Here is a 25,804-nt window from a genome sequence, read left to right as displayed (position 1 = left end):
CCCCGGCGCCGCGACGTCGCGGCGCCACGACCCCAGGAGGAACATCATGCCCCTGTCCATCGCCGTCCTCGGCCTGGGGGCCATGGGACTGCCCATGGCCGCCCACCTCAGCTCCTCGTTCGACGTCACCGGTTTCGATCCCTTCGAGGCCCGCCGCGACCTGGCGTCCGCCGAGGGCGTCCGCGTCGTCGCCGAGGCCGCCCAGGCCGCCCGCGACGCCGACGTCGTCCTCATCGCCGTGCGCAACCGAGCCCAGCTCGACGAGGTCCTCTACGGCGAGGGCGGCGTCGTCCCCGCCATGCGCCCCGGGTCCATAGTCGTCCTGACCTCCACCGTCGGAGTCTCCGCCGTCGAGGAGGTCGCCGCCCGCCTGGCCTCCGACTCCATCGGCCTCGTCGACGCCCCCGTGTCCGGCGGGCCCGTGCGCGCCGGCGAGGGGGACCTCCTCGTGACCTGCGGCGCCTACCCGGACGTGTGGGAGCGGACCCTGCCCGTCCTCGAGGAGATGGCCGGCACCCTCGTCCTCGTCGGCGACGAGCCCGGCAAGGGCCAGGCCCTCAAGACCGTCAACCAGCTCCTATGCGGCATCCACATCGCCGCCGCCGGGGAGGCCCTCGCGCTGGCGGGCAGGCTCGGCCTCGACCAGCGCGCCGCCCTCGACGCGCTGATGTCGGGCGCCGCCGAGTCCTTCATGCTCGGCAACCGCGGGCCCCGCGCCATCGAGGCCTACGAGGGCGGCGAGCCCGAGGTCGCATCGCGCCTCGACATCTTCGTCAAGGACATGGGGATCGTCACGGCCGCGGCCAAGAGCGTCGGCCTGTCGGTGCCGTTGGCCGCCGCCGCCGAGCAGCTCTACGTGCTCGGCGCCGCCCAGGGCAGGGCGGCCGACGACGACTCGACCGTCATCCGCGTCCTCTCCCCCGATAGGCGGTGACCCGGCCATGAGCACCCCCGTCCTCCGCTGCGCGCCCGAGGCATCGGAGCGGAGACGCATCGCAGCCTGCTGCGCATCACCCCGCGACACGTGAAGAAAAGGACCGCTCATGGACTTCTCCTCCCTCGTTCCCGACCCGACGGCCCTCACCCGCATCTTCATCGGTGGTTCTTGGCTTGAGGGCCCGTGCTGGATCCCCTCGCACCGTCATCTGAGATTCTCCGACGTCATCGCCGACAGGGTGTGGAATCTCGACCCCCTGAGCGGGAGCGCCTCGATCCATCAGGAATCGCCCGACCATGTCAACGGCCGGACTCTCGACCTCGACGGCTCCGTGCTCCAGTGCTCTCACGGCGGGCGCCGCATCGAGCGCGATCGTGACGGGAGCATCAGCGTCGTCGTCGACCACTGGTCGGGCCACCGGTTCAACGCCCCCAACGACATCGTCGTCTCTTCCGATGGGAGCATCTGGTTCACCGATCCGGCTTACGGGATCATTTACCCCCAGGAGGGCCACCCGGGATCGCGCGAGTACTGCGACCATTGGGTGTTCCGAGTGACCCCCGAGGGACGGCTGACGGTCGCCCTCACCGATGTCGTCGAGCCCAACGGCCTCGCGTTCTCCCCCGACGAATCCGTGCTCTACGTTGCGGATTCCTCGGCTCTGACCCGCGACGGGACCATGGGGCGCCATCACATCCGCCGTTATCTCGTCGACGACTGGCGGCTCAAGGCGGGAGAGGACTTCGCCGAGGTCTCCCCCGGCGTTCCCGACGGCATCAAGGTCGACGAGGCCGGGAACGTCTGGTCGTCGAGCCTGAACGCCGTCGTCGTCTTCGCCCCCGACGGCCGGGAGATCGGCCGCGTCCCCGTCCCCGAGAAGATCGGCAACCTGTGCTTCGGCGGCGCCGACGGGACCGATCTGTTCATCGCCGCGAGCACCTCCATCTACACCATCCCGACAACGACCACGGACTGCCGCCGGGCCTCCGGCCGGGCCTGAGAGGAGAAGAACCGGATGAGCGCCATCCCGATCCAGACACCCGCGCGCCATGGGAGCGCCGACTCGTCTCCCCTGCGACAGCAGGTCATCGCCCTCCTCGTCCTCCTCCTCGTCTCGTTGAGCGGCATCGTCCTGTCATCGAGCGCCGACCGGGGATTCGGTCGGATCGATGTCCGAGCCGTCGACTTCATGACCCCGCAAGGGGTCCCCATGTCGGCCAAGGTCTACCGGCCGACATGGGTCTCCGTTGACGACCCGGCCCCGGGGCTGCTCGCCCTGCACGGATACCAGTCGGACAAGGAGGCGACGACGACGTTCGGAACCATCGAGCTCGCCCGCCGCGGTTTCGTCGTCTTGAGCATCGATCAATTCGGGCACGGCTCCTCGACGCAGCACGGAGTCGACCCGGAGATCCTCTCAGGAGCCCAGTACGGCCTCGACTACCTCGTCTCGTTGCCTTTCGTGATCCCCGATGCCCTGGGGGTCTACGGGCACTCGACCGGATCGATCTACGCGGTGAAACTCGCCGCTGCCAACGACGGAGTCCGCGCAGTCGCCGCCCTGTCCGGCAACGGAGGGGACCCCACGATCCACGAGGTCCGCAACTACCTGCTCGTCCAGGGGGACAACGAGGAGATCGGCCCCTATCGGGAGAAGACCTTCCCCGTCGCCTCCCTCAGCACCCATCCGGCCCGCCTCGATGCCTTCGGCCTCGCTCCCGATGATGTGCTGGAGTGGAATCACACGTACGGGTCCTTCGACGACGGCTCGGCCAGGCGCGCCGAACTCGTCTCGGGGACCCATCTGGGAGTCATGACCTCGGGGGCCTCCAACAGTGCAGTCGTCGCATGGTTCAACGACGCGCTGCGAGGAGGCGCTCAGGACGAGCACTGGATCGCCCCCGATTCGCAGGTCTACCAATGGAAGGAGATCGGTGGGGCCCTCGCGCTCGGCGGCCTCATCGCCTCGTTGGTCCCCCTGCTCGGCCTCCTGCTGAGGAACTCGTTCCTCGGCGGCGCGATCGTCCCGGGGCCCAGATCCCCGGCTGCGAGCCGCAGAAGCCTCGTGATGACAGCCGTCGCGAGCATCCTGATGACGATCCTCCTGTATCCGCTGTGCACGCAGAAAGGCGGTGGGGACGATCCGATCTCGGCGGTGATCCCCTTCCTCCCCCTCCAGATGGGCAACGGCATCGCCACCTGGCTGGTCGTGACGACTGCGGTGACACTGGGGGTCTTCCTCGTGTGGAGGCTCCGCGGGGCGGGTCGAGGATGGACATGGCAGGAGCTGGGGATCGTTCCCGCCGGTCATCGGTGGATCGGGGCGTCCACGGCCCTGTGCGCGCTGCTCATCGGATGGCTCGCGCTGTTCGTGGGGGTGACGGCGTTCTTCAGGGGGCCGGAGTTCCGAGTCCTGTGGCCGATGCTCAAGACGCTGACTCCCGAGAGGGCCCTGGTCCTCCTGCCCTATTTCCTCATCATCTGGATGTTCTTCTTCGTCGTCAACGGGCTGTCCTTGACCGTGATGGCGCAGATCCGCGAGCGCCCAGGCGAGGCCGTCCAGAAGACGTGGCTGAGAAGATTCATTTTCTCCTGGGTGAGCGCCATCGGGGGGTTGTGCCTGCTGTGGCTGGCCCATTTCGTCCCCGGCTACCTGGGGTTCGGTCCCGGAATGGACGTCATCGGCCTGCCGACGTTCGGCGGACGCTGGATGATGATGCTGGCGGTCGTCATCCCGCAGTTCACCGCCTTGGTCGCGCTTACCGTGTGGGTGCACGTCAGGACGCGATCACTCTGGGTCTCCTCGACCATCGGCGCCGCGATCTTCGCTTGGATGCTCGTCGGGGGGCAGGTCGGGGCGTTCTGATCGCGCCTCCCGCTTCCGGGCCCGCGCCTGTCCGCTCGATGAGTGATAGGCCATACCGCATGGGACGGCCGCGGTCGCCCTCGTACAATGAGGGCGACCACGGCTGACCGGTCGCTGAAGAAGACATGCGGATAGGCGCCCGCAGGCGCCTCGATTGATGCGCGATCGGCTGCCATCCCCGACCCCGGGAGAGCCCGGGAGGACAGGCCGATCGTGACCACCGACATCCACGCGGGCGACAGCGCCCCCATGACCGCCGACGCCCGCGCCGCCGAGACCACCGCCCCCCGGAGGGTCGAGTACTCCGCGGGCGTCGTCCGCCTCGGCGACATCAAGCCGATCGCCGTCGAGGAGGAGGCGACCCCCGACGTCGTCGACTCCGGCGACGAGGACCTCGAGCACCGCTCCTTCGCCGACTTCGGCGTCACCGACCCCATCGTCGACGCCCTCGAGGCCAAGGGCATCACCCACCCGTTCCCCATCCAGGCGCTCACCCTGCCGCCGGCCCTCGACCGCCACGACATCATCGGCCAGGCCAAGACCGGTACCGGCAAGACCCTCGGCTTCGGCATCCCCGTCCTCGAGGACGTCATCGCCCCAGACGAGCCCGGCTACGACGACCTCCTCAACCCCGGCAAGCCCCAGGCCCTCATCGTTCTGCCGACCCGCGAGCTGACCAAGCAGGTCGCCGGCGACCTGCGCGACGCGGGAGCTCTCCTGGCCACCCGCATCGTCGAGATCTACGGCGGCGTCGCCTTCGAGCCCCAGATCGAGGCCCTCGAGCGCGGTGCGGACGTCGTCGTCGGAACTCCCGGGCGCCTCATCGACCTGCTGCGCAAGGGCCACCTGCACCTGTCGGGGGTCGAGACGGTCGTCCTCGACGAGGCCGACGAGATGCTCGACCTCGGTTTCCTCCCCGATGTCGAGACCCTCCTGGCGCGCGTCCCCTCCCACCGGCACACGATGCTGTTCTCGGCGACGATGCCCGGCCCGGTCGTCGCCCTGGCCCGCAAGTTCATGGAGCATCCGACGCACATCCGCGCCCAGGACCCCGAGGACCAGAATCAGACGGTCAACTCCGTCAAGCAGGTGATCTACCGGGTCCACGCGATGAACAAGGTCGAGGTGGTCGCCCGTATCCTCCAGTCGGAGGGGCGGGGGCGCTCGATCATCTTCTGCCGGACCAAGCGCACCGCGGCCCGCCTGGGCGAGGACCTGACGGACCGCGGCTTCGCCGTGGGCTCGCTGCACGGCGACCTCGGGCAGGGCGCCCGCGAGCAGGCGCTGCGCGCCTTCCGCAACGGCAAGGTCGACGTCCTCGTGGCCACTGACGTCGCGGCCCGCGGCATCGACGTCGACGACGTCACCCACGTCATCAACTACCAGTGCCCCGAGGACGAGAAGATCTACATCCACCGGATCGGGCGCACCGGGCGCGCCGGCCATTCGGGCACGGCGGTGACCTTCGTCGACTGGGACGACACCCCCCGGTGGTCGTTGATCTCGAAGGCCTTGGGCCTGGGCGTTCCCGAGCCCCTGGAGACGTACCACACGTCGGCGCACCTGTTCACCGATCTCGACATTCCCGAGGGGACGACGGGGCGCCTGCCGCGGGCCAAGCGGACGCTGGCCGGGCTCGGCGCCGAGGTCCTCGAGGATCTCGGGGGCCCGTCGTCGCGCGAGGGCCGGGGCCGGTCCGGACGGGGCGGGCGGGGCGCCCCCCGGGGCGGGATGTCGCGGGGCTCCCGGTCGGGCAGGTCACGGGCGTCTCGTGATGGGGGCGCGTCGTCGCGCGCCGGTCAGCAGGGGCGTTCGGATCGGGGGTCCCGGGGGCGGGGCCGGGGGAACCACACCCTCGACGCCTCGCAAGATCAGGCTCCGCGCCCGGCGCGCAAGAGGATCCGCCGCCGCAAGGGCTCGTCGGGGGATGGCGCTCAGGACTGACATCGCCGCGTCCAGGCGGACACCGAGGCGGGCCGATGGCTACGCTACGAGACGCGTCTCCGGCGGGCGCCGAGGCGGGGCCCGGCCAGCGCCTCGTCCCGTCCCGTTGACGGCGGGGCGGACGCGGGGTCATCGGCGCGCGCCGCGGCGCCCGTGCTTCTGACGGGTCCGGGCGCAGCGGCTCCCGGAGCGGGCGTTCAGCGCAGCGACGTCCGGTTCTCGATCGAGCGGATCGCCCACCAGGCGAAGCCGACGGCGATGATCGGGGCGAGCACGGAGGGGGCGACTCCGATGAGGTCGCTGCTCGGGCTCTCGTCGGTGACGACCCTCACGGGGCCGGAGGCGCCCGTGAGCAGCTCGCTGCCCACCGACCGGATGACGATGCGGTTCTCGTCGAAGGAGTAGGCCACCGGCACGAAGAGCATCGAGACGACCGACACCACTTGGCTGAAGACGTACATGAGGACGCAGATGACGATGGGGGCGCCGATGCCGTAGCGGTTCCAGCGGGCCTCGGCGCCGATGGTCATGGCGGCGCTGACCTGGAGGATCAGGCAGAACAGGGATACGAGGCCGGCGAGGAGCAGCACGATGGCGGCCGAGTCCGTGCTGATCCTCAGCATCGTTTCGAATCCGCGGACCACTTCGTCGTAGGGCAGCCGCGTCCGCCAGATGCCGACGAGGGCGACGAGTGTCAGTCCGGCGACGGTGACGAGGGATCCGACGAGGGCCGAGAGGAATGCGCGGATGGTCTTGGCCAGGTAGAGGTCGCGCCCGCGCACGGGCAGGCTCATCGTCCAGTAGCCGCGGGCCCCGTACATCGTCTGCCAGTAGTCGGCGGCGGCCTGGGCGAGCAGGGCGACGGGGATGAGGAGGAGGACGAGGCCGGCTCCGACGAAGAACCCGCCCGCGAAGAGCCCGACGATGGTGAATCCGCCGGCGAAGAGCAGGAGGATCCCGACGGTGCGCAGGTCGTTCTTCGCCTGGGCGCGCAGTTCGTGGGATAGGACGGTGGCGAGCATCAGCGGTACTCCTTGCGGAAGAGGGCGTCGAGGGACATCCCGTGCTCGGCCCTGAGGTCGTCGGCGTCGCCGGACATGAGCAGGCGGCCGTCGGCGAGGAAGAGGGCGTGGTCGATGATGGGTTCGATGTCGGCGATGAGGTGGGTGGACATCAGGAGGAGGGCGTCGGGGTCGAATTCGGAGAGGATGCCCTGGAGGATGTAGTCGCGGGCGGCGGGGTCGACGCCGGAGATCGGCTCGTCGAGGAGGTAGACGCGCGAGCGGCGGGACATGACGAGGGCGATCTGGAGCTTCTCCCCCATGCCCTTGGACATCTCTTTGAGGGTCTTGTCGGCGGGGAGGCGGAAGAAGTCGACCATGCGGCGCGCTTTGGCGGCGTCGAAGTCGGCGAAGAACCTGTCGTACAGGTCGATGGCGGCCTGGCAGGTCAGAGCGGGGTCGAGGAAGTCGACGCTGGGCAGGTAGGAGACGAAGCCCTTGGTGGCGTGTCCGGGGCGGTGGCCCGCGATGGAGACGTCGCCGGTCCAGTCGGCGAGGACGCCGGCGAGGATCTTCAGGAGGGTGGTCTTGCCCGATCCATTGGGGCCGAGGAGTCCGACGATGTGCCCGGCGTCGAGGCTGAGGGTGAGGTCGTCGAGGGCGGGGGCGCCGCGGTAGGTCTTCGTCAGTCGGGTGACGGCGAGCAGGGGCGCGTGGTCCCCGGGGGCGGGGGTGGTCATCGGGATTCTCCTGTGGTGGGGGTCCATCGGGTGCTGACGAGGCCGGTGGCGCCGTCCTCGGTGAGGCCGAGGGAGCGGGCGGCGGCGATATAGGTGTCGGCGGCGGTCGAGGCGAGGGCGGTTCGGGCGGCGGCGATGGCGGCCTCGTCGGTGGTGACGTAGCGTCCCGCGGTCCTCTCGGTGAGAGTCAGGCCCTCGCGGTCGAGTTCGCCGAGGGCGCGTTGGATGGTGTTGGGGTTGGCCCCGGCTCCGACGGCGAGTTCGCGCACGGAGGGGATCCTGCTGCCCGACTGCCAGGCGCCGGAGACGATGTTCGTCCGGAATTCCTCGGCGAGTTGCACCCAGATGGGTCGGGTGTCGTCGATGCGCATCGGCACCCCTCTTCCTGAATTGCTGTATTAATACACTAATACATTGTCAGATGGGGCCCTCCCCGTCAAGCCCACCCGCGCGATGACGAGGCCCGCCGCCCCACCCGGGACGACGGGCCTCGCGCACGCGCTCAGGCGATCGGCGTCGGATCGAGCCTCCACACCTCATCGGCGTAGTCGCGGATCGTCCGATCCGACGAGAACCGCCCCGACGCCGCGATATTCGCCCACGCCTTGCGCGCCCACCCGCGCGCATCCGCGTAGTCGGCGGCCATCCGGTCCTTCACCCGCCGATAGTCGTCGAAGTCCCCGAGGACGTAGTACACGTCGGCCGCCTCGTGCCCGTGCTCCAACAGGGAGCCGCGCAGGTCGTGGAACCACCCCGACCCGTTGTCGTTGAGCGTCCCGTCCGTCAGCGCGTCGAGGACACGGCGCAGGCCCGGGACGTTCTCGTAGTGCCAGCGCGGGTCGTAGTCGCGCCGCAGCTCCCCCAGCTCGTCCTCGCGCGCCCCGAAGATGTACGCGCACTCGTCGCCCACCGCGTCGAGGATCTCGACGTTCGCCCCGTCGAGGGTCCCCAGGGTCAGCGCCCCGTTCATCATGAACTTCATGTTCGACGTGCCCGACGCCTCCTTGCCGGCCGTCGAGATCTGCTCGGACACGTCCGCCGCCGGGATGATGTGCTCGGCCGGCGACACGTTGTAGTTGTGGATGAACACGACCTTCAGCCGCCCGTCGATGTCCGCATCCGCGTTGACCAGGTCGGCGATCGCGTTGATGAGCTTGATGATCGCCTTGGCGCGGATGTAGCCGGGCGCCGCCTTCGCCCCGAACACGAAGACCCGATTGGGGACCTCCAACGACGGGTCCTCCTTGAGGCGGAAGTACAGGTCGAGGATGTAGAAGGCGTTGAGGAGCTGGCGCTTGTACTCGTGGAGCCGCTTGATCTGGACGTCGAAGATCGCCTCCGGATCGATGTCGACGCCCTCGCGCTCCTTCACCCACGCGGCGAAGTCCGCCTTGTTCGCCCGCTTGACCTCGGTCAGCCGATCGAGGACCGACTCGTCGGCCGCATCGGCGAAACGGGCGAGGACCGACAGGTCGGTGACCCACTCGTCGGAACCGACGACCTCGTCGAGCAGGGCCGCCAGCCGCGGATTGCACTGCTTGAGCCACCGGCGCGGCGTCACCCCGTTCGTCTTGTTGTTGAAGCGCTCGGGCCACAGGTCGTGCCACTCCTTGAGCGTTTCGCGGGCGATGATCTGCGTGTGGAGGGCCGCCACCCCGTTGATCGAGTACGACGCGTAGCAGGCGATCCACGCCATGCGGACCGTGGTGCCCGCCACCGGCGCCATGTAGTCGATGAGCCCCTGATCCAGGCCTCGCCCGGCCATGTCGAGGCGGAAGCGCCGGTCGATCTCGCGGACGATCTCGGCGATGCGCGGGAAGAGCCGGTCGAAGATCGTCATCTCCCACGTCTCCAGCGCCTCGGCGAGGACCGTGTGGTTCGTGTAGGCGAAGGTCTGAGAGACGACCTCCCACGCCTCCTCCCACCCCAGGGAGTGCTCGTCCATGAGGAGCCGCATGAGCTCGGGGATCGCGAGCACCGGGTGGGTGTCGTTGAGCTGGATCGCGTTGTAGCGGGCGAAGCCCTTGAGATCGTCGCCGTGGGCGGCGATGTAGCCGTCGACGATCGACTGGAGGGACGCCGAGCAGAAGAAGTACTGCTGGCGCACGCGCAGGACCTTGCCCTCGAAGGTCGTGTCGTTGGGGTACAGGACGCGCGAGATGTCGTGCGTGCGCTCGCGATCGACGATGGCGTCCGTGAAGCGCTGGGAGTTGAACGCGACGTAATCGAACTCCTCGACGGGCTCGGCGCGCCACAGCCGCAGCGTCCCGACGTTGCGGGTCCCGTAGCCGGTGATCGGCATGTCGTAGGGGACGGCCCGCACGGTCAGGTCCGCGTAGGACACGACCCGTTGGAGCTCCTCGCGGCGGATGACGAAGGGGTAGCCCTCCTCCATCCACGGGTCGGGGTGCTCGGTCTGGAAGCCGTCCTCGAAGAGCTGCTTGAACAGGCCGTAGCGGTAGAGGATCCCGTACCCGGTGACCGGCAGGTCGAGGGTGGCGCACGAATCGAGGAAGCAGGCGGCCAGGCGGCCCAGTCCCCCGTTGCCCAGCGCGGCGTCGGGCTCCTCCTCCAGGACGGTGGACAGATCCTGGCCGTGGGCGGCGAGGGCCTCGCGCGCCTCGTCGACGAGGCCGAGGTTCGACAGGTTGTTGAGGAGCGCGCGGCCCATGAGGAACTCCGCGGAGAAGTAGTGCTCCTGGCGGGTGGCCGCGTAGGTCTTCGCCGTGGCGCTCCAGTCGTCGGCGATGCGGTCGATGACGGCCGAGGACAGGCCGTGCCAGACCTCCATCGGAGTGGATTCGGCGACCGGGCGCCCCGAGGCCGCGCGGACCTGCGAGACGACGGAATCGGTGAGCGTCATGGACTTCCCCTCTTCGAGTGGTTCCCCGCCCGGCGGGCGGGCGTCGTGCCCCGCCAGACTAGCGAGGAAGCATCGGTTTTCCCGCATCGGATTCGTTGAGGAACCTCACTCGCCGCTCATCGCGCCCCGATCCGTCTCAGACAACCCAACGATTCGCGCGACACGCCCCGATCCCGACGCCGGTCCTCCCCCCTCGCCGAGGCGACGGCCCCGATCCCTCGCCCGCTTCGGACCCCGATTCTCTGCCCCGGGGCGCGGTCGCCCTCCTCACCCGAGGATGTGCGCGGAGGAGATGAAGTCGAAGATCGCGCCCATGACGAGCTGGGTGGCGATCGCCGCGAGCAGGAGGCCGGAGATCTTCGTCAGCATGAGGATCCCGCCGGGGCCCAGGAGGCGCGACAGGACGAGGGAGAAGCGCATCGTCGCCCACATGACGAGGTGGGCGAGGACGACGGCGAGGACGACCGCGACCCATCCGGGCGCCGAGGAGCCGGCGTGGGACACGGACACCATGACGGCGACGATGGCGCCGGGGCCGGCGAGCAGCGGCGTCCCCAGGGGGACGAGGGCGACGTTGACGTTGTCGTCGCCCGTGTCGGGCTCGTCGGAATCCTTGCCCATGAGGAGCTCCATGGCGACGAGGAAGAGGAGGAACCCCCCGGACAGCTGGAGGGCCTCGATGGAGATCTGGAGGAGGGAGAGGATCTGCTGGCCGAGGACCGCGAAAGTGAGGATGACGGAGATCGACACGGAGGTCGCCTGGAGGGCGGCGCGGCGCTGCCCGGCGGGGGTCAGCCTCGACGTCAGCCCGAGGAAGACGGGGACGGTCCCGATGGGGTCGAGGATGACGATGAGGGTCGTGAACGTCGTCGCGAAGAGGGCGGCGTCGATGACAGAAGCGATGCTCACGGGTGGAGGACCTCCAGGTGTCCGCGTTCGGCGATCTCGTCGATGACGGCCGCCTCGGTGAGGTTCTCGCCGAGGCGGTTGGGCTTACCGGACCCGTGATAGTCGGAGGAGCCGGTGATCCGCAACCCGAGGCGCGCGGCGATCCGATCGACGTCGGCGCGGTCGGCGGGCCCGTGGTCGCGGTGGTCGCGCTCGATGCCGAAGAGCCCCGCGTCGGCCATCTCGTCGATGACGGACTCGGGCAGGAGGCGCTGGCGGGCCCGGGCGCGCGGGTGGGCGAGGACGGGGACCCCGCCGGCGGCGACGAGGAGGCGGACGGCGTCGACGGGCGTCGGCGCCCAGTGGTGGACGTAGTAGGGGCCCGAGGGGTGCAGGGCGCGGGCGAAGGCCGAGGACCGGTCGGGGAAGGCGCCGACGGCGACGAGGGCGTCGGCGATGTGGGGGCGCCCGACGGGGCCCCCGCTGGGGGCGAGGGCGACGACCTGCTCCCACGTGATCGGGTAGTCGCAGGCGAGGGCGTCGACCATGCGCCGGGCGCGGGTGGCGCGCGAGCGGATCGTCTCGTCGAAGGCGGCGGCGAGGCCGGGGTCGTCGGGGTCGGGCAGGTAGCCGAGGAGGTGGACGGTGATGCCGTCGGCGGCGCAGGACATCTCGACGCCGCGGATCAGCGCGACACCGGTGGTCTCGACCGCGCCGGCGGCCTCGTCCCAGCCGGCGAAGGTGTCGTGGTCGGTCAGGCCCACGGCGTCCAGGCCCGCGGCCGCGGCGGCGGCCATGAGCTCGGCGGGGGCGTCGGTGCCGTCCGAGAGGGCCGAGTGGGCGTGCGGGTCGATCCTGGGCATGTGCCGAGGGTATCCGTCGACGGCGCCGCCGGACAATCGCCGCCGCGGGGCGGGTTCACGTCCGCGCGGCGGCGGTGCCATCATGGGGTCCATGACTGATTCGACTTCCCAGGTCCCCGCCGAGGATTCGGCTCCCGCGTCGATGGCCGAGCGCGTCGAGGGGCGCTCGAGGCGCCCCGACTCCGACGCGTTCCGAGAGTTCATGGGCTCGGGCTGGGGGCCGCGCGACGCGTCCCTGCCCGAGCGCGAGGCCGTCGCGGGCTTCCTGCCGGCGCGGGCGGCCGCGGCGGGCGAGCCGTTCCCCGGCGAGCGCCTCGTCGTCCCCGCGGGCACGTACAAGGTCCGCAACAACGACTGCACCTACCGTTTCCGCGCATACTCGGCGTTCGCGCACCTGTCGGGCCTGGGCGCGGAGAAGGAGCCGGATTCGGTGCTCGTCCTCGAGCCGCGGGCCGACGGCCCCCATGAGGCGGTGCTCTTCTTCAAGCCCCGCGCGTCGCGCACGTCGCAGGAGTTCTACGCCGACGCCCGCTACGGGGAGTTCTGGGTGGGGGCGCGCCCCTCCCTCGACGAGGTGTCGGCGGCGACGGGGCTGCGCTGCGAGCACATCGACACGCTGCGCGATGCGCTCGCCAAGGACGCCGGGCAGGTGGGCCTTCGGGTCGTGCGCGGCGTCGACGAGCAGGTCGAGCGGATGGTCAACGAGGTCCGTTCCGAGGCGGGACTGGCCGACGGCGAGGATGCGCGGGGAGCGGATGAGGAGTTCGAGGAGCGCCTGTCGGAGATCCGCCTGCGCAAGGACCCTTTCGAGATCGGCGAGCTGACGCGGGCCGTCGAGGTGACGCGCGCCGGCTTCGACGACATCCTGCGGGCGCTGCCGCGCGCGGTCGGTCACCGGCGCGGCGAGCGCGTCATCGAGGGGGCCTTCGGGGCCGTGGCCCGCGAGGAGGGCAACGGCCTGGGCTATGACACGATCGCGGCGGCGGGCGATCACGCGAACACGCTCCACTGGATCGACAACGACGGCCCGGTCCACGAGGGCGATCTGGTCCTCGTCGACGCCGGCGTCGAGGTCGATTCCCTCTACACCGCGGACATCACCCGGACGCTCCCCGTCAGCGGCCGCTTCACCGAGGTGCAGGCCCGCGTCTATCAGGCGGTCCTCGACGCGTGCGAGGCGGCGCTGGCCCGGGCCAACGAGCCGGGGACCCGGTTCCGCGACGTGCACGACGCGGCGATGCGGGTCATCGCCGCGCGCCTGGAGGAGTGGGGGCTGCTGCCGGTGAGCGCCGAGGAGGCCCTGTCCCCCGCCGGCCAGCAGCACCGCCGGTGGATGCCGCACGGGACGAGCCACCACTTGGGCCTCGACGTCCACGATTGCGCGCAGGCGCGCCGCGAGATGTATCAGGACGCGCTGCTGGAGCCGGGGATGTGCTTCACGATCGAGCCCGGCCTGTACTTCCGCGCCGACGACATGATGGTCCCCGAGGAGTACCGGGGCATCGGGGTGCGCATCGAGGACGATGTCGTCGTGGGCGACGACGGGCGGGTCGTTCGGCTCTCGGAGTCGATCCCGCGGACGATCGCGGACGTGGAGGCGTGGATCGCCTCGGCCCAGGGCCGGTGAGGGCGCCCGGCCCGCTCGCCGCGGGCCGGTCCTCGGCGCTACTGCCGGGGAGGCGCCTGCCGGTCCGGGCCCGGCGCGCGGCGCGACCCGATGCGCGCGACCGCGTAGACGATCCACAGGACGGCGGCGATCGCGAGGACCCCGTATGCCGCGAGCCCGACGAGCCCCAGCCCGATATTCGCCCCTCCCGAGGGGTCTGCTGTCGAGAGGACGAGGAGGGCCAGGTGGACGCCGGCGAGCAGGACGATGCCGGCGATGCCCGTCGCCGCTGCCGCCCGGAACAGTTTTCTCATCCCTGTCTCCTGTTCCCCTTATCGTGTCGTGAAATAGGCGAAGAGGTGGCGCTCGCGCGTCAACGACCATCCTAGGGCCGCGCCGGTCAGGGACGCGGCCGTCGCCGCCCAGACGATCCGGTTCGCCAGGACGAGGGGCGCGGGATCGTCGAGCTCCCCGAGCCCGGCCGTGAGGATGATCGCCGCGGATTCGCAGAGGAGCATCACGGGGGCCAGCCACCACAGGGTCTCGACGACCACGATCGTGCGCATGTCGCGCCGCGTCGCCCCGGCGTGGAGGTCGGAGGCGAGATGGAGGCGGCGCGCCCGAACGGAGGCGAATCCCAGGGCGAGGCAGGCCAGGGCGACGACGGCCGGCGAGAAGCGGGTCGCCCTGGCGTCGAACTGCTCCCTACCGGTGAAGCGGGCCCCGAGGGTCGAGTTGAGCTGCCCGATCCGCGGGCTCGCCGCCTGCGGGTCCCTCGTGGGGATGAGGGAGGAGTAGACGAGGCCGGTCAGGAGGTCGGATTGGGGCCAGGCGTCGACCCAGCACTCGTCGTACGCGGTCCGGGCGTTGGAGGGCAGGAGGATCATGTACCCGTAGCCGGAGGCCCGCCCATCCTCCGGGTAGGCGTAGACGCCGGAGACGACGAGGTCGTCGCCGTCGGTCGCGACCGCGTCCCCGGGCCCCGCATTGATCCGTTCGGCGACCTGGTCGGAGATCACCGCCCCGGCCCGTGCACCGGTCCGGGCCCCGAGGACGGCGGGGAACGAGGGGGTGACGGTGGCGACGGGGACGGGGGCGGAGGGCAGGACGGCGAGCCGCACCCGTTCCTCCTCGGCGGCGAGCGCCCCGGCGGCGCGGACGCCCTCGACCCGGTTGAGGGCCTCGCAGGCGGCGGGGTCGATCCGCCCGGGCGCCTGGAGGGTGATGATCGAGGCGCCGCTGGCCGCGTACTCCTGGGCGGCGAGGGCGGCGGCGTGGGCGTGGAGGATCTCGGCGGCGATGACGGTCAAGACGATGGCCGCGGTGACGACGCCCCAGAGCAGGGCGCGGCTCGTGCCGCTGACGGTGTCGCGCCAGCCCTCCGACAGGATCGAGCCCCATGTCATCGGCGCCACCTCCATCGCGTGGGGGGCGCGGCGTCGGCCTCGGCCTCGCGGCGCCGGGCCCCGGCGGCCAGGAGGGGGAGGACGACGTGGTCGAGGACGGTTCGGCGGGGCGCGCCGTGGGGATTCTGGAACACCCACGAGGTCCGGCCGCTCCCGAGGCGCTCGATGGCGCCCTCGGCGGGCGCGACCCATCCGGCGATGAGGCTGAGGAGGGTGCTCTTGCCGCTCCCGGAGGGGCCGACGAGGGCGTAGACCTGCCCGGGGTCGAGTCGGGCGGTCAGTCCCCGGAAGAGCCAGGGGCCCGTGGGGAAGCGGTGGCCGACGGAGTCGATGACTACCTGCACGGCGGGCCCGTCCGGGTCGAGGCGGGCAGGGAGAGGGGGGCGGGTCGTCCGTCGGGGAAGACGACGTGGGTCTGGCCCAGTTCGGAGGAGACGATCGTCACGGGCCTGGGGGCGCCGTTGTCGAGGACGCACGCGGCGGCCCCGTCGATGTCGTAGATCGCCGAGGGGCTGACGGAGGAGACGACGGCGGGGTCGACGAGGCCGAGGGCGGCGTCGAGGGCGGATGCGGGGTCGTCGGCCAGGCCGGCGAGCCAGCGCTGGTAGGAGGGGGTCGTGCGCAGCCGTTCGAGGGCGTCGGGGTCGTCGACGGCGCCCGAGTCGTCGACGGGGAGGTCCTGCCCGTCGACGGTCAGGCGGCGCGGCCCGGGGAGGAGGTCGTCGGGCATGGCGACGATCTGGGCGCGCACGAGGGGCCGTTCGAGGGCGGCGAGGTCGTCGTGCTCGTTGACGCCGTCTCCGACCGATGCGGTGCAGGAGACGGGGACGACGCTAGCGGCGGGGAGCCATACGAACGAGGCGCGGGGGATCGTCGTGTACGCGCGGATCGACGCGGGGTCGACCAGCCCGACGAGGTCGGCGGCTGCGCGCAGGGTACGGGGCCCGACCTCCCCGTCGACCGCGAGGGGGTATCCGAGGCGCTGGAGTTCTTCTTGCAGGTCGGCGACGTCGTCGCCGGTGTCGCCCGGGCCGAGGTCTCTCCACAGGGGCGCGTCGGTGGCGAGCGCGTAGACGCGCTGGTCGCCGACGGTCATCAGGTGGTCGCCGGAGGACACGGCCTGGCCGGGGCGGCAGTGGAACGCGGTGACGAGCCCGTCCGCGGGGGATTTCAGGGCGGTGCTGGGCCCGAGGTCGAGGGCGAGGCTGACGGTCCGCCGGTCGTCGAGGGCGCGTTCGGCGACGGGGGTGTCGACGACGGCGGGGGCCTCGTCGAGGCCGCGGGGGACGGCGGGGCGGAAGAGGAGGGCGCCCAGGGCGATGCCCGCGGCGATGGCGGTGACGGCGGCTGCGAGCGCCAGGAGCGAGCGGGTCATCGGTCCCCCTCCCGGGGTCGTGGCGCGCGCCGTGGGGGCGGGGTCATTGGAGACCGAGGTGCCCGAGGGCGTCCTGCGAGCACACGTAGGCCTCGTACGACCGGGACGCCGGATCGCCGCTGACGTACCACTGGTTCATCTCCTCGACGGTGGTCCCCGCTTCGAGGAGCCCGGCCTTGACGAGGCAGTCCCGCTCGGCGCTCGGCCAATCGACGTTGTCGGGATTCGCCTTCAGCATCCGGTACCAGATCTCGGTATCGATGAGCCCCGAATGATCATCGCATTCGGTTTTTAAGCGAGACTCTTCCTCCTCGCTGATGTCGGTCCGCACATCGATGCTTCTCGTCCCGTCGGGGTTCTGGACGATCCCGGTAAATCCGTTGTCCTCCAAGCACTGGCGCGAGCGACTCTGCGCCTCGGCGTACTCCGCATCGGTGATGACCCCATCGGCGATCACCTCGCGGAAGTACTCCGACTGCGAATCCCGATAGGCCTGAGCGAGCTCCGTCGCATACGGGCCGTCGACAGCGGGGACCGACGCGGACTGCCCGGGGGGCTGCCGCGGCGCCGTCGAGCGCGCCGCCCTGTGAACAGGAGGATACGGCCAGGCCCGCCCCGCAGGCGAGCGCGCACGCCACGACGACTCCCCGCCGCCTCCCCGTATGAGTCGCGTCCTCGCGACCCCCACCGAGTCCGCGTCCTCCGAAGACCCTCATCGAACCGCGCACCATCGCTCCTCCCGCCTCACCGGCGACACTCTCTCGGCGCGCAGAGCGCTCGGCCAATCGAGCCACGACGCGTCCCCGCACCCAGGGAGGCCCGGCAGAACCCGACGATTCGATACGGCGAACCGTCCTCACCCCGTGCGCTTGGGCGAGACCCGCTGAACCCCCTTGTTCAGCCGCAGGATAACCCCGAAAACAAGCCCCGTCTACGGCCGCTCCCCCGGATCCTCGGTCGAGGGAGTCGAGCCGGCCCCGTTCCCCTCCCCCGGATCCGATACGCGCACGCCGAAACGAGGCTCCTCGTCCGGCCTCGACCCGTACTCCGTGGGCCCCTCCGGCTCCGGCCGCGCCCGGCGCGGCCTCGGGCGCATCTGATTGCCCGGCGTGCGCTGCAAGAGGCGGAACGCCTCATCCACCTGCGCCGACGCGAGCACCGCGTACCGGGAGGCCACGACCTGCGAATGGGAGACGAAATCCCGCCGACCCCCCGACGCCGCGTACGACAGGGCCGCCATGAGCGTGCCCGCGAGCGCCCCGCCGACCAGGCCGAACGCCACCCAGATCAGCGCCGAGCGCTCCGGCGCCGCGAAGGACATCATCATGCCGAGGAACCCGCCCCACAGGGCGCCCGTCGACGCCCCTGACATCGCCGACCGCGCCATCGTCAAACGCCCCGTCACCCGCTCGACAAGATGCAGGTCCGTGCCGACGATCGTGATCGCCTTGACGTCGAACTCCTGATCCGACAGGTAGTCGACGCCCGCCTGCGCCTCCGCGTACGTGCGATAGGACGCGACCTCCACCCCGGAGGGCATCGTCGGCATCGATCCGGGGACATCGGTTCGGGGCATGGGGCCTCCTGGCGTGACAACGGACCCAATTCGACGAGTCCTGGCATCGGTTCATCCGTCAACCAGCCTAGGCTGGTTCCGTGAGCACTGCACCCATGGACCTGGCGACGGCCGGCAAGCGCATCTACATCGGCCGGCTCGCCGGCACCTCCGTCTTCGACCCCCTGGGCGACCGCGTCGGCGCCGTCCACGACGTCGTCGTCGCCTTCCGGCTCAAATCCGCGGCCAACGTCATCGGCTTCGTCGTCGAGGTCGGCCCCCGCAAACGCGTCTTCCTGCCCCTGACCCGGGTCACCTCGATCGAAGCCGGCTCGGTCATCACCACGGGCCTGCTCAACATGCGCTCCTTCAAGCAGCGCCCCATCGAGACCCTCGTCCTGTCCGAGCTCTTCGACCGCGTCGTCACCATGAACGACGGGACCGGCCAGGCCCGGATCGTCGACGTCGCCATGGAACGGCGCCGACCCCGCGACTGGGTGATCTCCAAGCTCCACGTCCAGCGCCAACGGGCCACCGCCCTCGGGTTCTCCCGGCGCGGCGAGACCCTGACCGTCTCCGTCGACGAGATCTCCGGCCTCCTCAAGACGGACTCCAACCAGTCGGCCACCGCCCTCATCCAGCACACCGAGGACATGCGGCCCGCCGACCTCGCCGACTTCATCCACGACCTGCCCCGCGAGCGCCAGATCGCCGTCGCCCAGCAGCTGCCCGACGCCCGGCTCGCCGACGTCCTCGAAGAGCTCGGCGACGACGACCGCGTCGCCATCGTCACCGCACTCGAGGCCAAGCGCGCCGCCGACGTCCTCGACGTCATGCAGCCCGACGACGCCGCCGACCTCGTCTCCGAACTGCCCGACGCCCAGGCCCAGACCCTCCTGGCCCTCATGGAGCCCGAGGAGGCCGCCGACGTGCGACGGCTCCTCGTCTACGAGGAGTCGACCGCCGGCTCGCTGATGACGACCGAGCCGATCATCCTCGGCCCCGACGCCACCGTCGCCCAGATGCTCGCCGCCGCCCGACGCGAGGACATCCCGACCTCCCTGGCGACCGTCGCGTTCATCGTCCGCCCCCCGGAGGAGACGCCGACCGGCCAGTACCTCGGGATGGTCCACATCCAACGGGCCTTGCGCGAGCCCCCGCAGACCCTCCTCGGCACGATCCTCGACCACGACATCGAGGCCGCCTCCCCCGACGACCACGTCGCCACCGTCACCCGCCTCCTGGCGACCTACAACCTCACGGTCTTCCCCGTCGTCGACGAGGACGGCCACCTCCTCGGCGCGGTCTCCGTCGACGACGTCCTCGACGAGCTCCTGCCCGAGGACTGGCGCGACTTCGACGACGAGGTCACCGACCGCATGATGGCAAGGAGCATCGATGGCTGAGCGTCTCGACACCCCCCGCGACTCCGGCTGGGGCCTCCTGCGCCGCAGGCGCTCCCGGGGCGACGGCTTCGGACGATTCGCCGAGGCCACCGCCCGGTTCATGGGATCCCCCCGGTTCATCCTCTACATGACGATCTTCGTCATCGCGTGGATCACCGCGAACCTCGTCCTATACCGGGCATCCCGCGAGTACGCGTGGGACCCCTACCCGTTCATCCTCCTCAACCTCGCGTTCTCCACGCAGGCCTCCTACTCGGCGCCCCTGATCCTCCTGGCCCAGAACCGTCAGGACGATCGCGACCGCGTCCAGGCCGAGCAGGACCGTCAGCGCGCCGAGCGCAACCTCGCCGACACCGAGTACCTCACGCGCGAGATCGCCGGCCTGCGCCTGGCCCTGCGCGACGTGGCGACCCGCGACTTCGTCCGCTCCGAACTGCGCGACGTCCTCGAGGACCTGCGCGCCGACCTCGACCTCGCCGCCGACCCGGAGGACGGCCCCCGCCCCGAGGCGCCCACGCTCGCCGAGCTCGCCGCCGAGCAGGCGGATCGCTCCGGGCACGACGACGGGCGCTGAGCCCGCCGGGGCATCCGACCGTCCCCGCCCCCTCGGCGTGCACACCTGGCGCACCCGCCGGGCGACGGGCCTCTCGCGTGGAAGGCCCGGCCGCCCGGCTCCTAGGATGGGTCCATGACTGTCACCAGAGAACAGGTCATGGAGGCCCTCAGCGCCGTCATCGACCCGGAGATCCGCCGCCCCATCACCGACCTCGACATGGTCTCCCCCGACCTCATCGACATCGACGGCGGCGCCGTGCGCGTCCACGTGCTCCTGACGACCGCGGGATGCCCGCTGCGGGGCCCCATCGGAGCCGACATCGAGCAGAAGGTCGGGGCCCTCGACGGGGTCGACTCCGTCGCCGTCGACATGGGCGTGATGAACGACGAGCAGAAGAAGGCCCTGCGCGAGAAACTCAACGGCGGCCGCGCCGAGCGGGAGATCCCCTTCGCCCAGCCCGGATCCCTCACCCGCGTCCTGGCCGTCACCTCCGGCAAGGGCGGCGTCGGCAAGTCCTCGATGACGGCGAACCTGGCCGCCTCCATGGCCCAGTCCGGTCTCAAGGTCGGCGTCATGGACGCCGACATCTACGGCTTCTCCATCCCCCGGATGCTCGGCGTCGACCACGAGCCGCAGGTCATCGACGGGATGATCATCCCCCCCGTCGGCGCCTGCGGCGTCAAGGTGATCTCCATCGGCATGTTCGTCCCCGACGGCCAGCCCGTGATCTGGCGCGGCCCGATGCTCCACCGGGCCCTTCAGCAGTTCCTCGCCGACGTGTTCTGGGGCGACCTCGACGTCCTCCTCATCGACATGCCCCCGGGCACCGGCGACGTGGCGATCTCCGTCGCCCAGCTCCTGCCCTCCTCCCAGATCGTCGTCGTCACGACCCCGCAGGTCGCCGCCGCCGAGGTCGCCGAGCGGGCCGGGTCCATCGCCTCCCAGACCGAGCAGAAGGTCGTCGGCGTCATCGAGAACATGTCGTACCTGCCCCAGGCCGACGGGTCGCGCCTCGAGATCTTCGGCGAGGGCGGCGGACGGTCCGTGTCGGCGCGCCTGAGCGCCCACCTCGGCTACGAGGTCCCGCTGCTGGGCCAGGTGCCGCTCGACATCGCGCTGCGCGAGGGGGGCGACGAGGGCCGTCCGGTCGCGGTCGGCTCCGGTCCGGCCGCCGACGTCCTCTCCTCCCTGGCCGCGTCCCTGGGCTCCGTCGAGCGGGGGCTGGCGGGCCGTCCCCTCGGCGTCTCCCCCGTCCGGCGCTGAGCCGTCCCCCGATGCGCGCCCTTCGGGCGCTAGTGTTGGAGTGTTCCACTCGTTCCTGTTGTTCCTGCGAAAGGCGGCCGCAATGGCTGACAAGGCCCAGACCTGGGTGTACGCCGAGGATTACATCCCCGAACGCGAGATCGTCACCCAGGCCCGCGCGACCGCCGCGGAGCTCGGCGCCGAGCCGGTGACGCCCGGCCAGGGCGCGGCCCTGCGGATGCTCGCCGCCGTGTCGGGGGCGCGCGCCGTCCTCGAAGTCGGCACGGGCGCGGGGGTGTCGGGCCTGTGGCTGCTCGACGGGATGGCCGCCGACGGGGTCCTCACGTCGATCGATCACGAGGTCGAGTTCCACAAGCACGCGCGACGGGCGTTCTCTGCCGCCGGCGTGTCCTCTCAGAGGACCCGCCTGATCGCCGGACGCGCCCTCGACGTCCTGCCGAGGATGGCGGCGCGCGGCTACGACATGATGGTCCTCGACGCCGAGGTCTCCGAGGCCCCCGCCTACCTCGATCACGCGGTGCGGGTCCTGCGTCCCGGCGGGACCGTCGCCTTCGTCCACGCCCTGTGGCGCGACCAGGTCTCCGATCCGGCGCGCCGCGACGCGGAGACGGTCGTGTGCCGCGAGGTCGTCCACTTCCTGCGCGATTCGGAGGAGTTCGTCTCCGCGGTGCTGCCCGTCGGCGACGGCCTGGCGGTCGCCGTCAAGCGCTGAGGGGCCCGGGGTCGCCCAGGACGGGCGACGCCCCCGTCCGATCCTGGGACGGGGGCGTCGCCTACGAGCGTCGGGTCAGACTGCGGCGCTGAGCGCCTGGGCGAGCTCGGAGGCCTCGTCGGGGGTCAGTTCGATGACCAGACGGCCGCCGCCCTCGCTGGGGATGCGCATGACGATGCCGCGTCCCTCTTTCGTTGCCTCCAGCGGTCCGTCACCGGTCCTGGGCTTCATGGCTGCCATGGGCTGCGCTCCTCTTGTGCTGGGCTGGCGGCACGGGGCGCGCCGCAGCGGACCCGCCCATTTTACCAAGGAGCGGCCCGTTGGTGCGCGCAAAGGCGCAGATTCGCCTCAGGCGGGGGGCATCGGGTCGCCGAGGACGAGGCGAACGGCCTCCTCCTCGTCGTCGACGACGTGGACGAGGGCCTCGTCCCCCGGGGTGATCATCGTCTCGCCGATCATCCGGTCCTCGATCCAGTCGATGAGCCCCGCCCAGTAGGAGGTGCCGACGAGGACGATCGGGAAGGAGCCGACCTTGCCGGTCTGGACGAGGGTCAGGGCCTCGAAGAGCTCGTCCATCGTCCCGAACCCGCCGGGCATGGCGATGAAGCCCGTCGAGTACTTGAGGAACATCGTCTTGCGCGCGAAGAAGTAGCGGAAGTTGATGCCGATGTTGACCCACTGGTTGAGTTTCTGCTCGTGGGGCAGCTCGATGCCGAGCCCCACGGACTTGCCGCCCGCGTCCCACGCCCCTTTGTTCGCCGCCTCCATGGCCCCCGGGCCGCCGCCGGTGATGACCGCGTACCCGCGGTCGACGAGCATCTGGCCGATGCGGTAGGCGGCCCGCCAATAGGGGGAGTCCTGGGGGGTGCGGGCCGACCCGAACACGGAGATCGCGGGGCCGACCTCGGTCAGGGCGCCGAACCCCTCGACGAACTCCGACTGGATGCGCAGGACCCGCCACGGGTCCTCGTGGACCCAGTCGGATCCGCGCTGCTCGCGCAGGAGCCGAGTGTCGGAGGTCTCGGTGGGGATCTGGGGTCCGCGCAGGATCACGGGGCCGCGCTGGTAGGACGTGCGGGGGGCGTCGGTCATGGGGTCCTCATTCCTCGAAGGCGCCGGCCTGGCACCGGCGGCGCGGGCCGCGATCTGGGGCGGCGCCCCTGCAGGATATCCGGGTCGAGCACGGTTTCGCCCGCGCGCCCGGGTACCCGGGCGCCGCCAGCCCGATGGGGTGCACGCCGGCGCCGATGCTCCCGCCCGACTCGACGCCCCGCCAGGGCCGGCGACGCCTCCCCGCTGACGAACCGTTTTCCCGGGGGACGGGGCCGTCGTGGGGCTCGCGGCCTTCCTGATGGAGCGGGTGGGCGCCCGCTGGCGCTCCCTCATCGAGGTGCTCGCGGCCCTCGGCGTCGACGCCGTTCCAGGGGCTCAGCGTCGGCAGGCTCGGGTCGGCCCCTCCCGGAGGGGCTCGGGGGCGAGGACGAGGAGGGCCCGGCGCCAGTTGCCGCGGGCGGCTCGCCCGCCCGCGGCCCCGGTGAGGAATCCGTCGGCGTCGACGCGGTGGATGAGGCCGGAGGACGGCTCGTACACGTCGTAGCATCCGTCGCGGGGATCGGGTCCGTCGGCGAGGACGGCGACGACGTGCCGGGGGATCCATCGGCTCCACCATTGGGGCCCTCCCCCGGTGTAGACGAAGACGTCGCCGTGGTCGAGGCCCCGGTCGATGGCGGCGCGGAGCCGGCGGCCGATGGCGCTCCGGTAGCGCCTGCCGGTGGCGGCGGAGGCGAGGCGGGCGAGGGCCCACGGGGAGGTCCCCAGGGATCGGGGCCACGGCATCCCGACGCGCGAGGCGACGACGTGGAGGGCCTTCTGGTGGCGGACGATGGATTCGGGCCCGGCGCCGAGGTAGTCGGGGGACGCCTCGGAGCGAGCGGCGACGACGGCGAGCGCCGCGATCCCGCAGGTCGTCGCATCGACCTGCCGGGGGTAGGAGGCGGGCCGGGGCACCGGCGTCACTTCCGGTCGGCGTCGGCCAGGTCGAAGGCCGTGGCGACGATCAGGTCGCCCGAGTCGATCCTTTCGCGCAGCGCGGTCAGATCCGAGGTCAGCTCCGGCGACATCAGCGCGGCGGCGTCGGCGAATCCGGCGAGGTGGACGCGCCCGTCCGCCGTCGAGTAGACGATCGGATCGGGTCCGATCTCGCCTCGGATGCTCCGCTCGGCGAGGTCGGCGACGATCTCGTCGAGGCGGGTGACGATCCCGGTGAGGACGGGGACGCCGACGCGGTCGAGGTAGTCCTGGGAGAAGTCGTCGTCGGCTTGGGCTTCTTCGCGCGGGCCGACGCCGGACTGGGCGGTCGCATCGGAGCGGTCGGAGCCGGCCTCGTCGCCCGACTGGGGGGCCGGGCCGGACTGGGCCGTCTCTCCGGACTGGGCGGAGCCGGCGGACTGGGCGTCCCCATCCGCCGCAACGGCCTGGCCCGCGCGCAGATCGGTGGTCGTCGCCCCGGTCGTGATGACCCGGGCCAGGGGGTTGCCCGATGCGGCCAGGGCCGAGAACGCCCCTGCGCTCGCCTCTCCGGCGACGGGCATGATGATGTCGGCGCCCTCGGCGATCATCTCGGCCGCCGCGGCCTCGACCCCGTCGGCGGTCGAGGCGAGCGCGCCGCTCAGCGCGAGGGGGTCCCAACCCAGGACGCGGATCGAGGTCCCCTTGGATCGGTTGTAGGCGTCGACGCCCTGGGCGAACCCGTCCATCGCCCCCTGGGTCAGGGCGTCATCGGTTCCTCCGACGACGCCGAGGGTCCCGGTCGTCGTCATGCCGGCGGCCGCGTAGCCGGCGAGGTAGGCGGCCTCGGACAGGCGCAGGTCGACGGCGGCCGCGTTGTCGCGGCGGTAGTCCTCCCCCTGAGGGCCGCTGAGGGCCCCTCCCAGGAGGGCGACGTCGACGTCGGGGTGCTCGTCGGCGACGGCGATGAGGTCGGCGGTCAGGGACTGATCCGCCGCGATGATGAGGGTGCACCCGGCGTCGGCGAGGGAGGTCGCCGCCTTCGGGCCCGAGGCCGTGCGCGAGTCCGCTCCGAGCGACTCGGCGGCGGCCTCGACCGCGTCGGCCAGCGCCCGGGGGCCCAGCGCCTCGGCGCCGTCCTCGCCGAGCGCCGCGCACACCACGGCCCGGTCCGTTCCGGTCACGGAGGTCGGGGTGGACTGGGGGAGGTTCGAGGCGCATCCGCTCAAGGACGCGGCCGCGAGGACCGCGACGCCGCCTGCCATCATCTGCTTGTTCACGAAGGGCCTTTCATCGCAAGCCGTCAACGGATTGCCACGCTACCAGTCGTCCCCGCCGGATGCGCCGCCGTGTTGCCCCTCCCACACGGGATCGACCCGTGCTCGGACGGCTGCGGGTGCGCGAACGGGGGACGGATCCCGTGGGATCCGTCCCCCGTCGGGACTCGGTGCCGGCGTCAGGCCGTGGCGACGACGAAGTCGACGTGGAGCAGCTCGCGGCTGACCGGGTGGCGCTGGATCTCGCCGACGACGACGTCGTAGGAGGAGCCGTCGACGGTGAGCTCGACCTGCTGGCCGCCGCGGGTGCCGCGGACGATGAGGAAGAGGTCGTGCTGGGGGACGTCGAGGTGGACGAGCTCGGTGCCGGCGCCGTAGACGACGGCGGGGACGAGGCCGGCGCGGCGCGCGCGGCGGGCGGCGCCCTTGCCGAACTCGGTGCGGACCTGGGCGGTGAGAACGGGCTTGTCGCTCATGGGTTTTCCTCCTGGGGCTCTTGGGAACGCACCGGCGTCGATGAACCCCTGCGCGAACGCGGG

The 25,804-nt window shown here is 71.4% G+C and carries 26 protein-coding genes; 9 read left to right on the top strand and 17 right to left on the bottom strand.

Annotated elements, in window-relative coordinates; translation table 11 throughout:
- Nucleotides 1–46 precede the first annotated feature (46 nt).
- From M3T53_RS08695 to M3T53_RS08680, 4 genes are all read left to right on the top strand, one after another.
- Entirely contained in the window at nucleotides 47–934 is an 888-nt protein-coding gene (locus M3T53_RS08695) for an NAD(P)-dependent oxidoreductase (protein WP_272434130.1), read from the top strand.
- A 109-nt stretch (nucleotides 935–1,043) separates the two neighbouring features.
- Nucleotides 1,044–1,937, top strand: a complete 894-nt coding sequence (locus M3T53_RS08690; protein ID WP_272434129.1) for an SMP-30/gluconolactonase/LRE family protein — start codon at nucleotides 1,044–1,046, stop codon at nucleotides 1,935–1,937.
- A gap of 15 nt (nucleotides 1,938–1,952) precedes the next feature.
- Nucleotides 1,953–3,803, top strand: a complete 1,851-nt coding sequence (locus tag M3T53_RS08685) for an alpha/beta hydrolase (protein ID WP_272434128.1) — start codon at nucleotides 1,953–1,955, stop codon at nucleotides 3,801–3,803.
- 249 nt (nucleotides 3,804–4,052) lie between these two features.
- On the top strand, nucleotides 4,053–5,747 hold the full coding sequence (locus M3T53_RS08680) for a DEAD/DEAH box helicase (RefSeq protein WP_272434238.1): 1,695 nt from the start codon (nucleotides 4,053–4,055) through the stop codon (nucleotides 5,745–5,747).
- A gap of 197 nt (nucleotides 5,748–5,944) precedes the next feature.
- Here M3T53_RS08680 and M3T53_RS08675 read toward each other — a convergent pair whose 3' ends face one another.
- The 6 genes from M3T53_RS08675 to M3T53_RS08650 all read right to left on the bottom strand — a co-directional run bounded on the left by M3T53_RS08675 (nucleotide 5,945) and on the right by M3T53_RS08650 (nucleotide 12,102).
- Nucleotides 5,945–6,769: a hypothetical protein gene (locus tag M3T53_RS08675; RefSeq protein ID WP_272434127.1), complete on the bottom strand. Its 825-nt coding sequence runs from the start codon at nucleotides 6,767–6,769 to the stop codon at nucleotides 5,945–5,947.
- Nucleotides 6,769–7,488, bottom strand: a complete 720-nt coding sequence (locus M3T53_RS08670; protein ID WP_272434126.1) for an ABC transporter ATP-binding protein — start codon at nucleotides 7,486–7,488, stop codon at nucleotides 6,769–6,771. The genes M3T53_RS08675 and M3T53_RS08670 overlap by 1 nt, the downstream gene beginning before the upstream one ends.
- Complete coding sequence (locus M3T53_RS08665) at nucleotides 7,485–7,859, bottom strand: GntR family transcriptional regulator (protein WP_272434125.1); 375 nt, start codon at nucleotides 7,857–7,859, stop codon at nucleotides 7,485–7,487. Before M3T53_RS08665 ends, M3T53_RS08670 begins: the two co-directional genes overlap by 4 nt.
- Nucleotides 7,860–7,990: 131 nt before the next feature.
- Nucleotides 7,991–10,351, bottom strand: a complete 2,361-nt coding sequence (locus tag M3T53_RS08660; protein WP_272434123.1) for a glycogen/starch/alpha-glucan phosphorylase — start codon at nucleotides 10,349–10,351, stop codon at nucleotides 7,991–7,993.
- A gap of 267 nt (nucleotides 10,352–10,618) precedes the next feature.
- Complete coding sequence (locus M3T53_RS08655) at nucleotides 10,619–11,260, bottom strand: MarC family protein (protein WP_272434122.1); 642 nt, start codon at nucleotides 11,258–11,260, stop codon at nucleotides 10,619–10,621.
- Nucleotides 11,257–12,102 carry a PHP domain-containing protein gene (locus tag M3T53_RS08650; protein ID WP_272434121.1) on the bottom strand — a complete coding sequence of 282 codons (846 nt, stop codon included), beginning with the start codon at nucleotides 12,100–12,102 and terminating at the stop codon, nucleotides 11,257–11,259. The genes M3T53_RS08655 and M3T53_RS08650 overlap by 4 nt, the downstream gene beginning before the upstream one ends.
- 82 nt (nucleotides 12,103–12,184) lie before the next feature.
- On the opposite strand from M3T53_RS08650, the gene M3T53_RS08645 reads away from it, so the two are divergent.
- A complete protein-coding gene (locus M3T53_RS08645; protein ID WP_272434120.1) occupies nucleotides 12,185–13,729 on the top strand; it encodes an aminopeptidase P family protein in 1,545 nt (514 codons plus the stop codon).
- A 38-nt stretch (nucleotides 13,730–13,767) separates the two neighbouring features.
- On the opposite strand, the gene M3T53_RS08640 is transcribed toward M3T53_RS08645, so the two are convergent.
- The 6 genes from M3T53_RS08640 to M3T53_RS08615 form a co-directional block, all read right to left on the bottom strand.
- Nucleotides 13,768–14,022, bottom strand: coding sequence for a hypothetical protein (locus M3T53_RS08640; protein ID WP_272434119.1), 255 nt, complete (start codon nucleotides 14,020–14,022; stop codon nucleotides 13,768–13,770).
- An 18-nt stretch (nucleotides 14,023–14,040) separates the two neighbouring features.
- Nucleotides 14,041–15,114: a hypothetical protein gene (locus M3T53_RS08635; protein WP_272434118.1), complete on the bottom strand. Its 1,074-nt coding sequence runs from the start codon at nucleotides 15,112–15,114 to the stop codon at nucleotides 14,041–14,043.
- Nucleotides 15,111–15,458 (bottom strand): ATP-binding cassette domain-containing protein, encoded by a 348-nt coding sequence (locus M3T53_RS08630; protein WP_272434117.1) that lies wholly within the window; start codon nucleotides 15,456–15,458, stop codon nucleotides 15,111–15,113. Before M3T53_RS08630 ends, M3T53_RS08635 begins: the two co-directional genes overlap by 4 nt.
- Nucleotides 15,449–16,489 (bottom strand): putative peptidoglycan-binding domain-containing protein, encoded by a 1,041-nt coding sequence (locus M3T53_RS08625; protein WP_272434116.1) that lies wholly within the window; start codon nucleotides 16,487–16,489, stop codon nucleotides 15,449–15,451. The genes M3T53_RS08630 and M3T53_RS08625 overlap by 10 nt, the downstream gene beginning before the upstream one ends.
- 43 nt (nucleotides 16,490–16,532) lie before the next feature.
- Nucleotides 16,533–16,946 (bottom strand): hypothetical protein, encoded by a 414-nt coding sequence (locus M3T53_RS08620; protein ID WP_272434115.1) that lies wholly within the window; start codon nucleotides 16,944–16,946, stop codon nucleotides 16,533–16,535.
- Between the two features lie 474 nt (nucleotides 16,947–17,420).
- Nucleotides 17,421–18,065 (bottom strand): general stress protein, encoded by a 645-nt coding sequence (locus M3T53_RS08615; RefSeq protein WP_272434114.1) that lies wholly within the window; start codon nucleotides 18,063–18,065, stop codon nucleotides 17,421–17,423.
- Nucleotides 18,066–18,160: 95 nt separating this feature from the next.
- Here M3T53_RS08615 and M3T53_RS08610 point away from each other — a divergent pair, with 95 nt between their 5' ends.
- From M3T53_RS08610 to M3T53_RS08595, 4 genes are all read left to right on the top strand, one after another.
- Nucleotides 18,161–19,450: a magnesium transporter MgtE N-terminal domain-containing protein gene (locus M3T53_RS08610; RefSeq protein WP_442866948.1), complete on the top strand. Its 1,290-nt coding sequence runs from the start codon at nucleotides 18,161–18,163 to the stop codon at nucleotides 19,448–19,450.
- Nucleotides 19,443–20,024 (top strand): DUF1003 domain-containing protein, encoded by a 582-nt coding sequence (locus M3T53_RS08605; protein ID WP_272434112.1) that lies wholly within the window; start codon nucleotides 19,443–19,445, stop codon nucleotides 20,022–20,024. The genes M3T53_RS08610 and M3T53_RS08605 overlap by 8 nt, the downstream gene beginning before the upstream one ends.
- Before the next feature lie 114 nt (nucleotides 20,025–20,138).
- Complete coding sequence (locus M3T53_RS08600; protein WP_272434111.1) at nucleotides 20,139–21,269, top strand: Mrp/NBP35 family ATP-binding protein; 1,131 nt, start codon at nucleotides 20,139–20,141, stop codon at nucleotides 21,267–21,269.
- 82 nt (nucleotides 21,270–21,351) lie between these two features.
- Nucleotides 21,352–21,981, top strand: coding sequence for an O-methyltransferase (locus tag M3T53_RS08595; protein WP_272434110.1), 630 nt, complete (start codon nucleotides 21,352–21,354; stop codon nucleotides 21,979–21,981).
- Between the two features lie 75 nt (nucleotides 21,982–22,056).
- Here M3T53_RS08595 and M3T53_RS08590 read toward each other — a convergent pair whose 3' ends face one another.
- The 5 genes from M3T53_RS08590 to M3T53_RS08570 form a co-directional block, all read right to left on the bottom strand.
- Nucleotides 22,057–22,221, bottom strand: a complete 165-nt coding sequence (locus M3T53_RS08590; protein WP_272434109.1) for a DUF3117 domain-containing protein — start codon at nucleotides 22,219–22,221, stop codon at nucleotides 22,057–22,059.
- A gap of 108 nt (nucleotides 22,222–22,329) precedes the next feature.
- Nucleotides 22,330–23,073: a TIGR00730 family Rossman fold protein gene (locus tag M3T53_RS08585; RefSeq protein WP_272434108.1), complete on the bottom strand. Its 744-nt coding sequence runs from the start codon at nucleotides 23,071–23,073 to the stop codon at nucleotides 22,330–22,332.
- Nucleotides 23,074–23,409: 336 nt separating this feature from the next.
- Entirely contained in the window at nucleotides 23,410–23,988 is a 579-nt protein-coding gene (locus M3T53_RS08580; protein WP_272434107.1) for a hypothetical protein, read from the bottom strand.
- Nucleotides 23,989–23,993: 5 nt separating this feature from the next.
- Nucleotides 23,994–25,268, bottom strand: coding sequence for a BMP family lipoprotein (locus tag M3T53_RS08575; RefSeq protein ID WP_272434106.1), 1,275 nt, complete (start codon nucleotides 25,266–25,268; stop codon nucleotides 23,994–23,996).
- A 176-nt stretch (nucleotides 25,269–25,444) separates the two neighbouring features.
- On the bottom strand, nucleotides 25,445–25,741 hold the full coding sequence (locus M3T53_RS08570; RefSeq protein ID WP_442866945.1) for a 50S ribosomal protein L25: 297 nt from the start codon (nucleotides 25,739–25,741) through the stop codon (nucleotides 25,445–25,447).
- Nucleotides 25,742–25,804: the final 63 nt, after the last annotated feature.

It is taken from the genome of Actinomyces sp. B33 (assembly GCF_028437565.1).
Taxonomy (GTDB): Bacteria; Actinomycetota; Actinomycetes; order Actinomycetales; family Actinomycetaceae; genus Pauljensenia.
This window is presented reverse-complemented; position numbering and strand designations above follow the sequence as displayed.

What these genes read in the sequence shown, in the direction of transcription:
- M3T53_RS08695 (WP_272434130.1), top strand. Translation starts at nt 47, where the DNA reads ATGCCCCTGTCCATCGCCGTCCTCGGCCTGGGGGCCATGGGACTGCCC.
- M3T53_RS08690 (WP_272434129.1), top strand. Translation starts at nt 1,044, where the DNA reads ATGGACTTCTCCTCCCTCGTTCCCGACCCGACGGCCCTCACCCGCATC.
- M3T53_RS08685 (WP_272434128.1), top strand. Translation starts at nt 1,953, where the DNA reads ATGAGCGCCATCCCGATCCAGACACCCGCGCGCCATGGGAGCGCCGAC.
- M3T53_RS08680 (WP_272434238.1), top strand. Translation starts at nt 4,053, where the DNA reads ATGACCGCCGACGCCCGCGCCGCCGAGACCACCGCCCCCCGGAGGGTC.
- M3T53_RS08675 (WP_272434127.1), bottom strand. Translation starts at nt 6,769, where the DNA reads ATGCTCGCCACCGTCCTATCCCACGAACTGCGCGCCCAGGCGAAGAAC.
- M3T53_RS08670 (WP_272434126.1), bottom strand. Translation starts at nt 7,488, where the DNA reads ATGACCACCCCCGCCCCCGGGGACCACGCGCCCCTGCTCGCCGTCACC.
- M3T53_RS08665 (WP_272434125.1), bottom strand. Translation starts at nt 7,859, where the DNA reads ATGCGCATCGACGACACCCGACCCATCTGGGTGCAACTCGCCGAGGAA.
- M3T53_RS08660 (WP_272434123.1), bottom strand. Translation starts at nt 10,351, where the DNA reads ATGACGCTCACCGATTCCGTCGTCTCGCAGGTCCGCGCGGCCTCGGGG.
- M3T53_RS08650 (WP_272434121.1), bottom strand. Translation starts at nt 12,102, where the DNA reads ATGCCCAGGATCGACCCGCACGCCCACTCGGCCCTCTCGGACGGCACC.
- M3T53_RS08645 (WP_272434120.1), top strand. Translation starts at nt 12,185, where the DNA reads ATGGGGTCCATGACTGATTCGACTTCCCAGGTCCCCGCCGAGGATTCG.
- M3T53_RS08640 (WP_272434119.1), bottom strand. Translation starts at nt 14,022, where the DNA reads ATGAGAAAACTGTTCCGGGCGGCAGCGGCGACGGGCATCGCCGGCATC.
- M3T53_RS08635 (WP_272434118.1), bottom strand. Translation starts at nt 15,114, where the DNA reads ATGACATGGGGCTCGATCCTGTCGGAGGGCTGGCGCGACACCGTCAGC.
- M3T53_RS08625 (WP_272434116.1), bottom strand. Translation starts at nt 16,489, where the DNA reads ATGACCCGCTCGCTCCTGGCGCTCGCAGCCGCCGTCACCGCCATCGCC.
- M3T53_RS08615 (WP_272434114.1), bottom strand. Translation starts at nt 18,065, where the DNA reads ATGCCCCGAACCGATGTCCCCGGATCGATGCCGACGATGCCCTCCGGG.
- M3T53_RS08610 (WP_442866948.1), top strand. Translation starts at nt 18,161, where the DNA reads ATGGACCTGGCGACGGCCGGCAAGCGCATCTACATCGGCCGGCTCGCC.
- M3T53_RS08605 (WP_272434112.1), top strand. Translation starts at nt 19,443, where the DNA reads ATGGCTGAGCGTCTCGACACCCCCCGCGACTCCGGCTGGGGCCTCCTG.
- M3T53_RS08600 (WP_272434111.1), top strand. Translation starts at nt 20,139, where the DNA reads ATGACTGTCACCAGAGAACAGGTCATGGAGGCCCTCAGCGCCGTCATC.
- M3T53_RS08595 (WP_272434110.1), top strand. Translation starts at nt 21,352, where the DNA reads ATGGCTGACAAGGCCCAGACCTGGGTGTACGCCGAGGATTACATCCCC.
- M3T53_RS08590 (WP_272434109.1), bottom strand. Translation starts at nt 22,221, where the DNA reads ATGGCAGCCATGAAGCCCAGGACCGGTGACGGACCGCTGGAGGCAACG.
- M3T53_RS08585 (WP_272434108.1), bottom strand. Translation starts at nt 23,073, where the DNA reads ATGACCGACGCCCCCCGCACGTCCTACCAGCGCGGCCCCGTGATCCTG.
- M3T53_RS08570 (WP_442866945.1), bottom strand. Translation starts at nt 25,741, where the DNA reads ATGAGCGACAAGCCCGTTCTCACCGCCCAGGTCCGCACCGAGTTCGGC.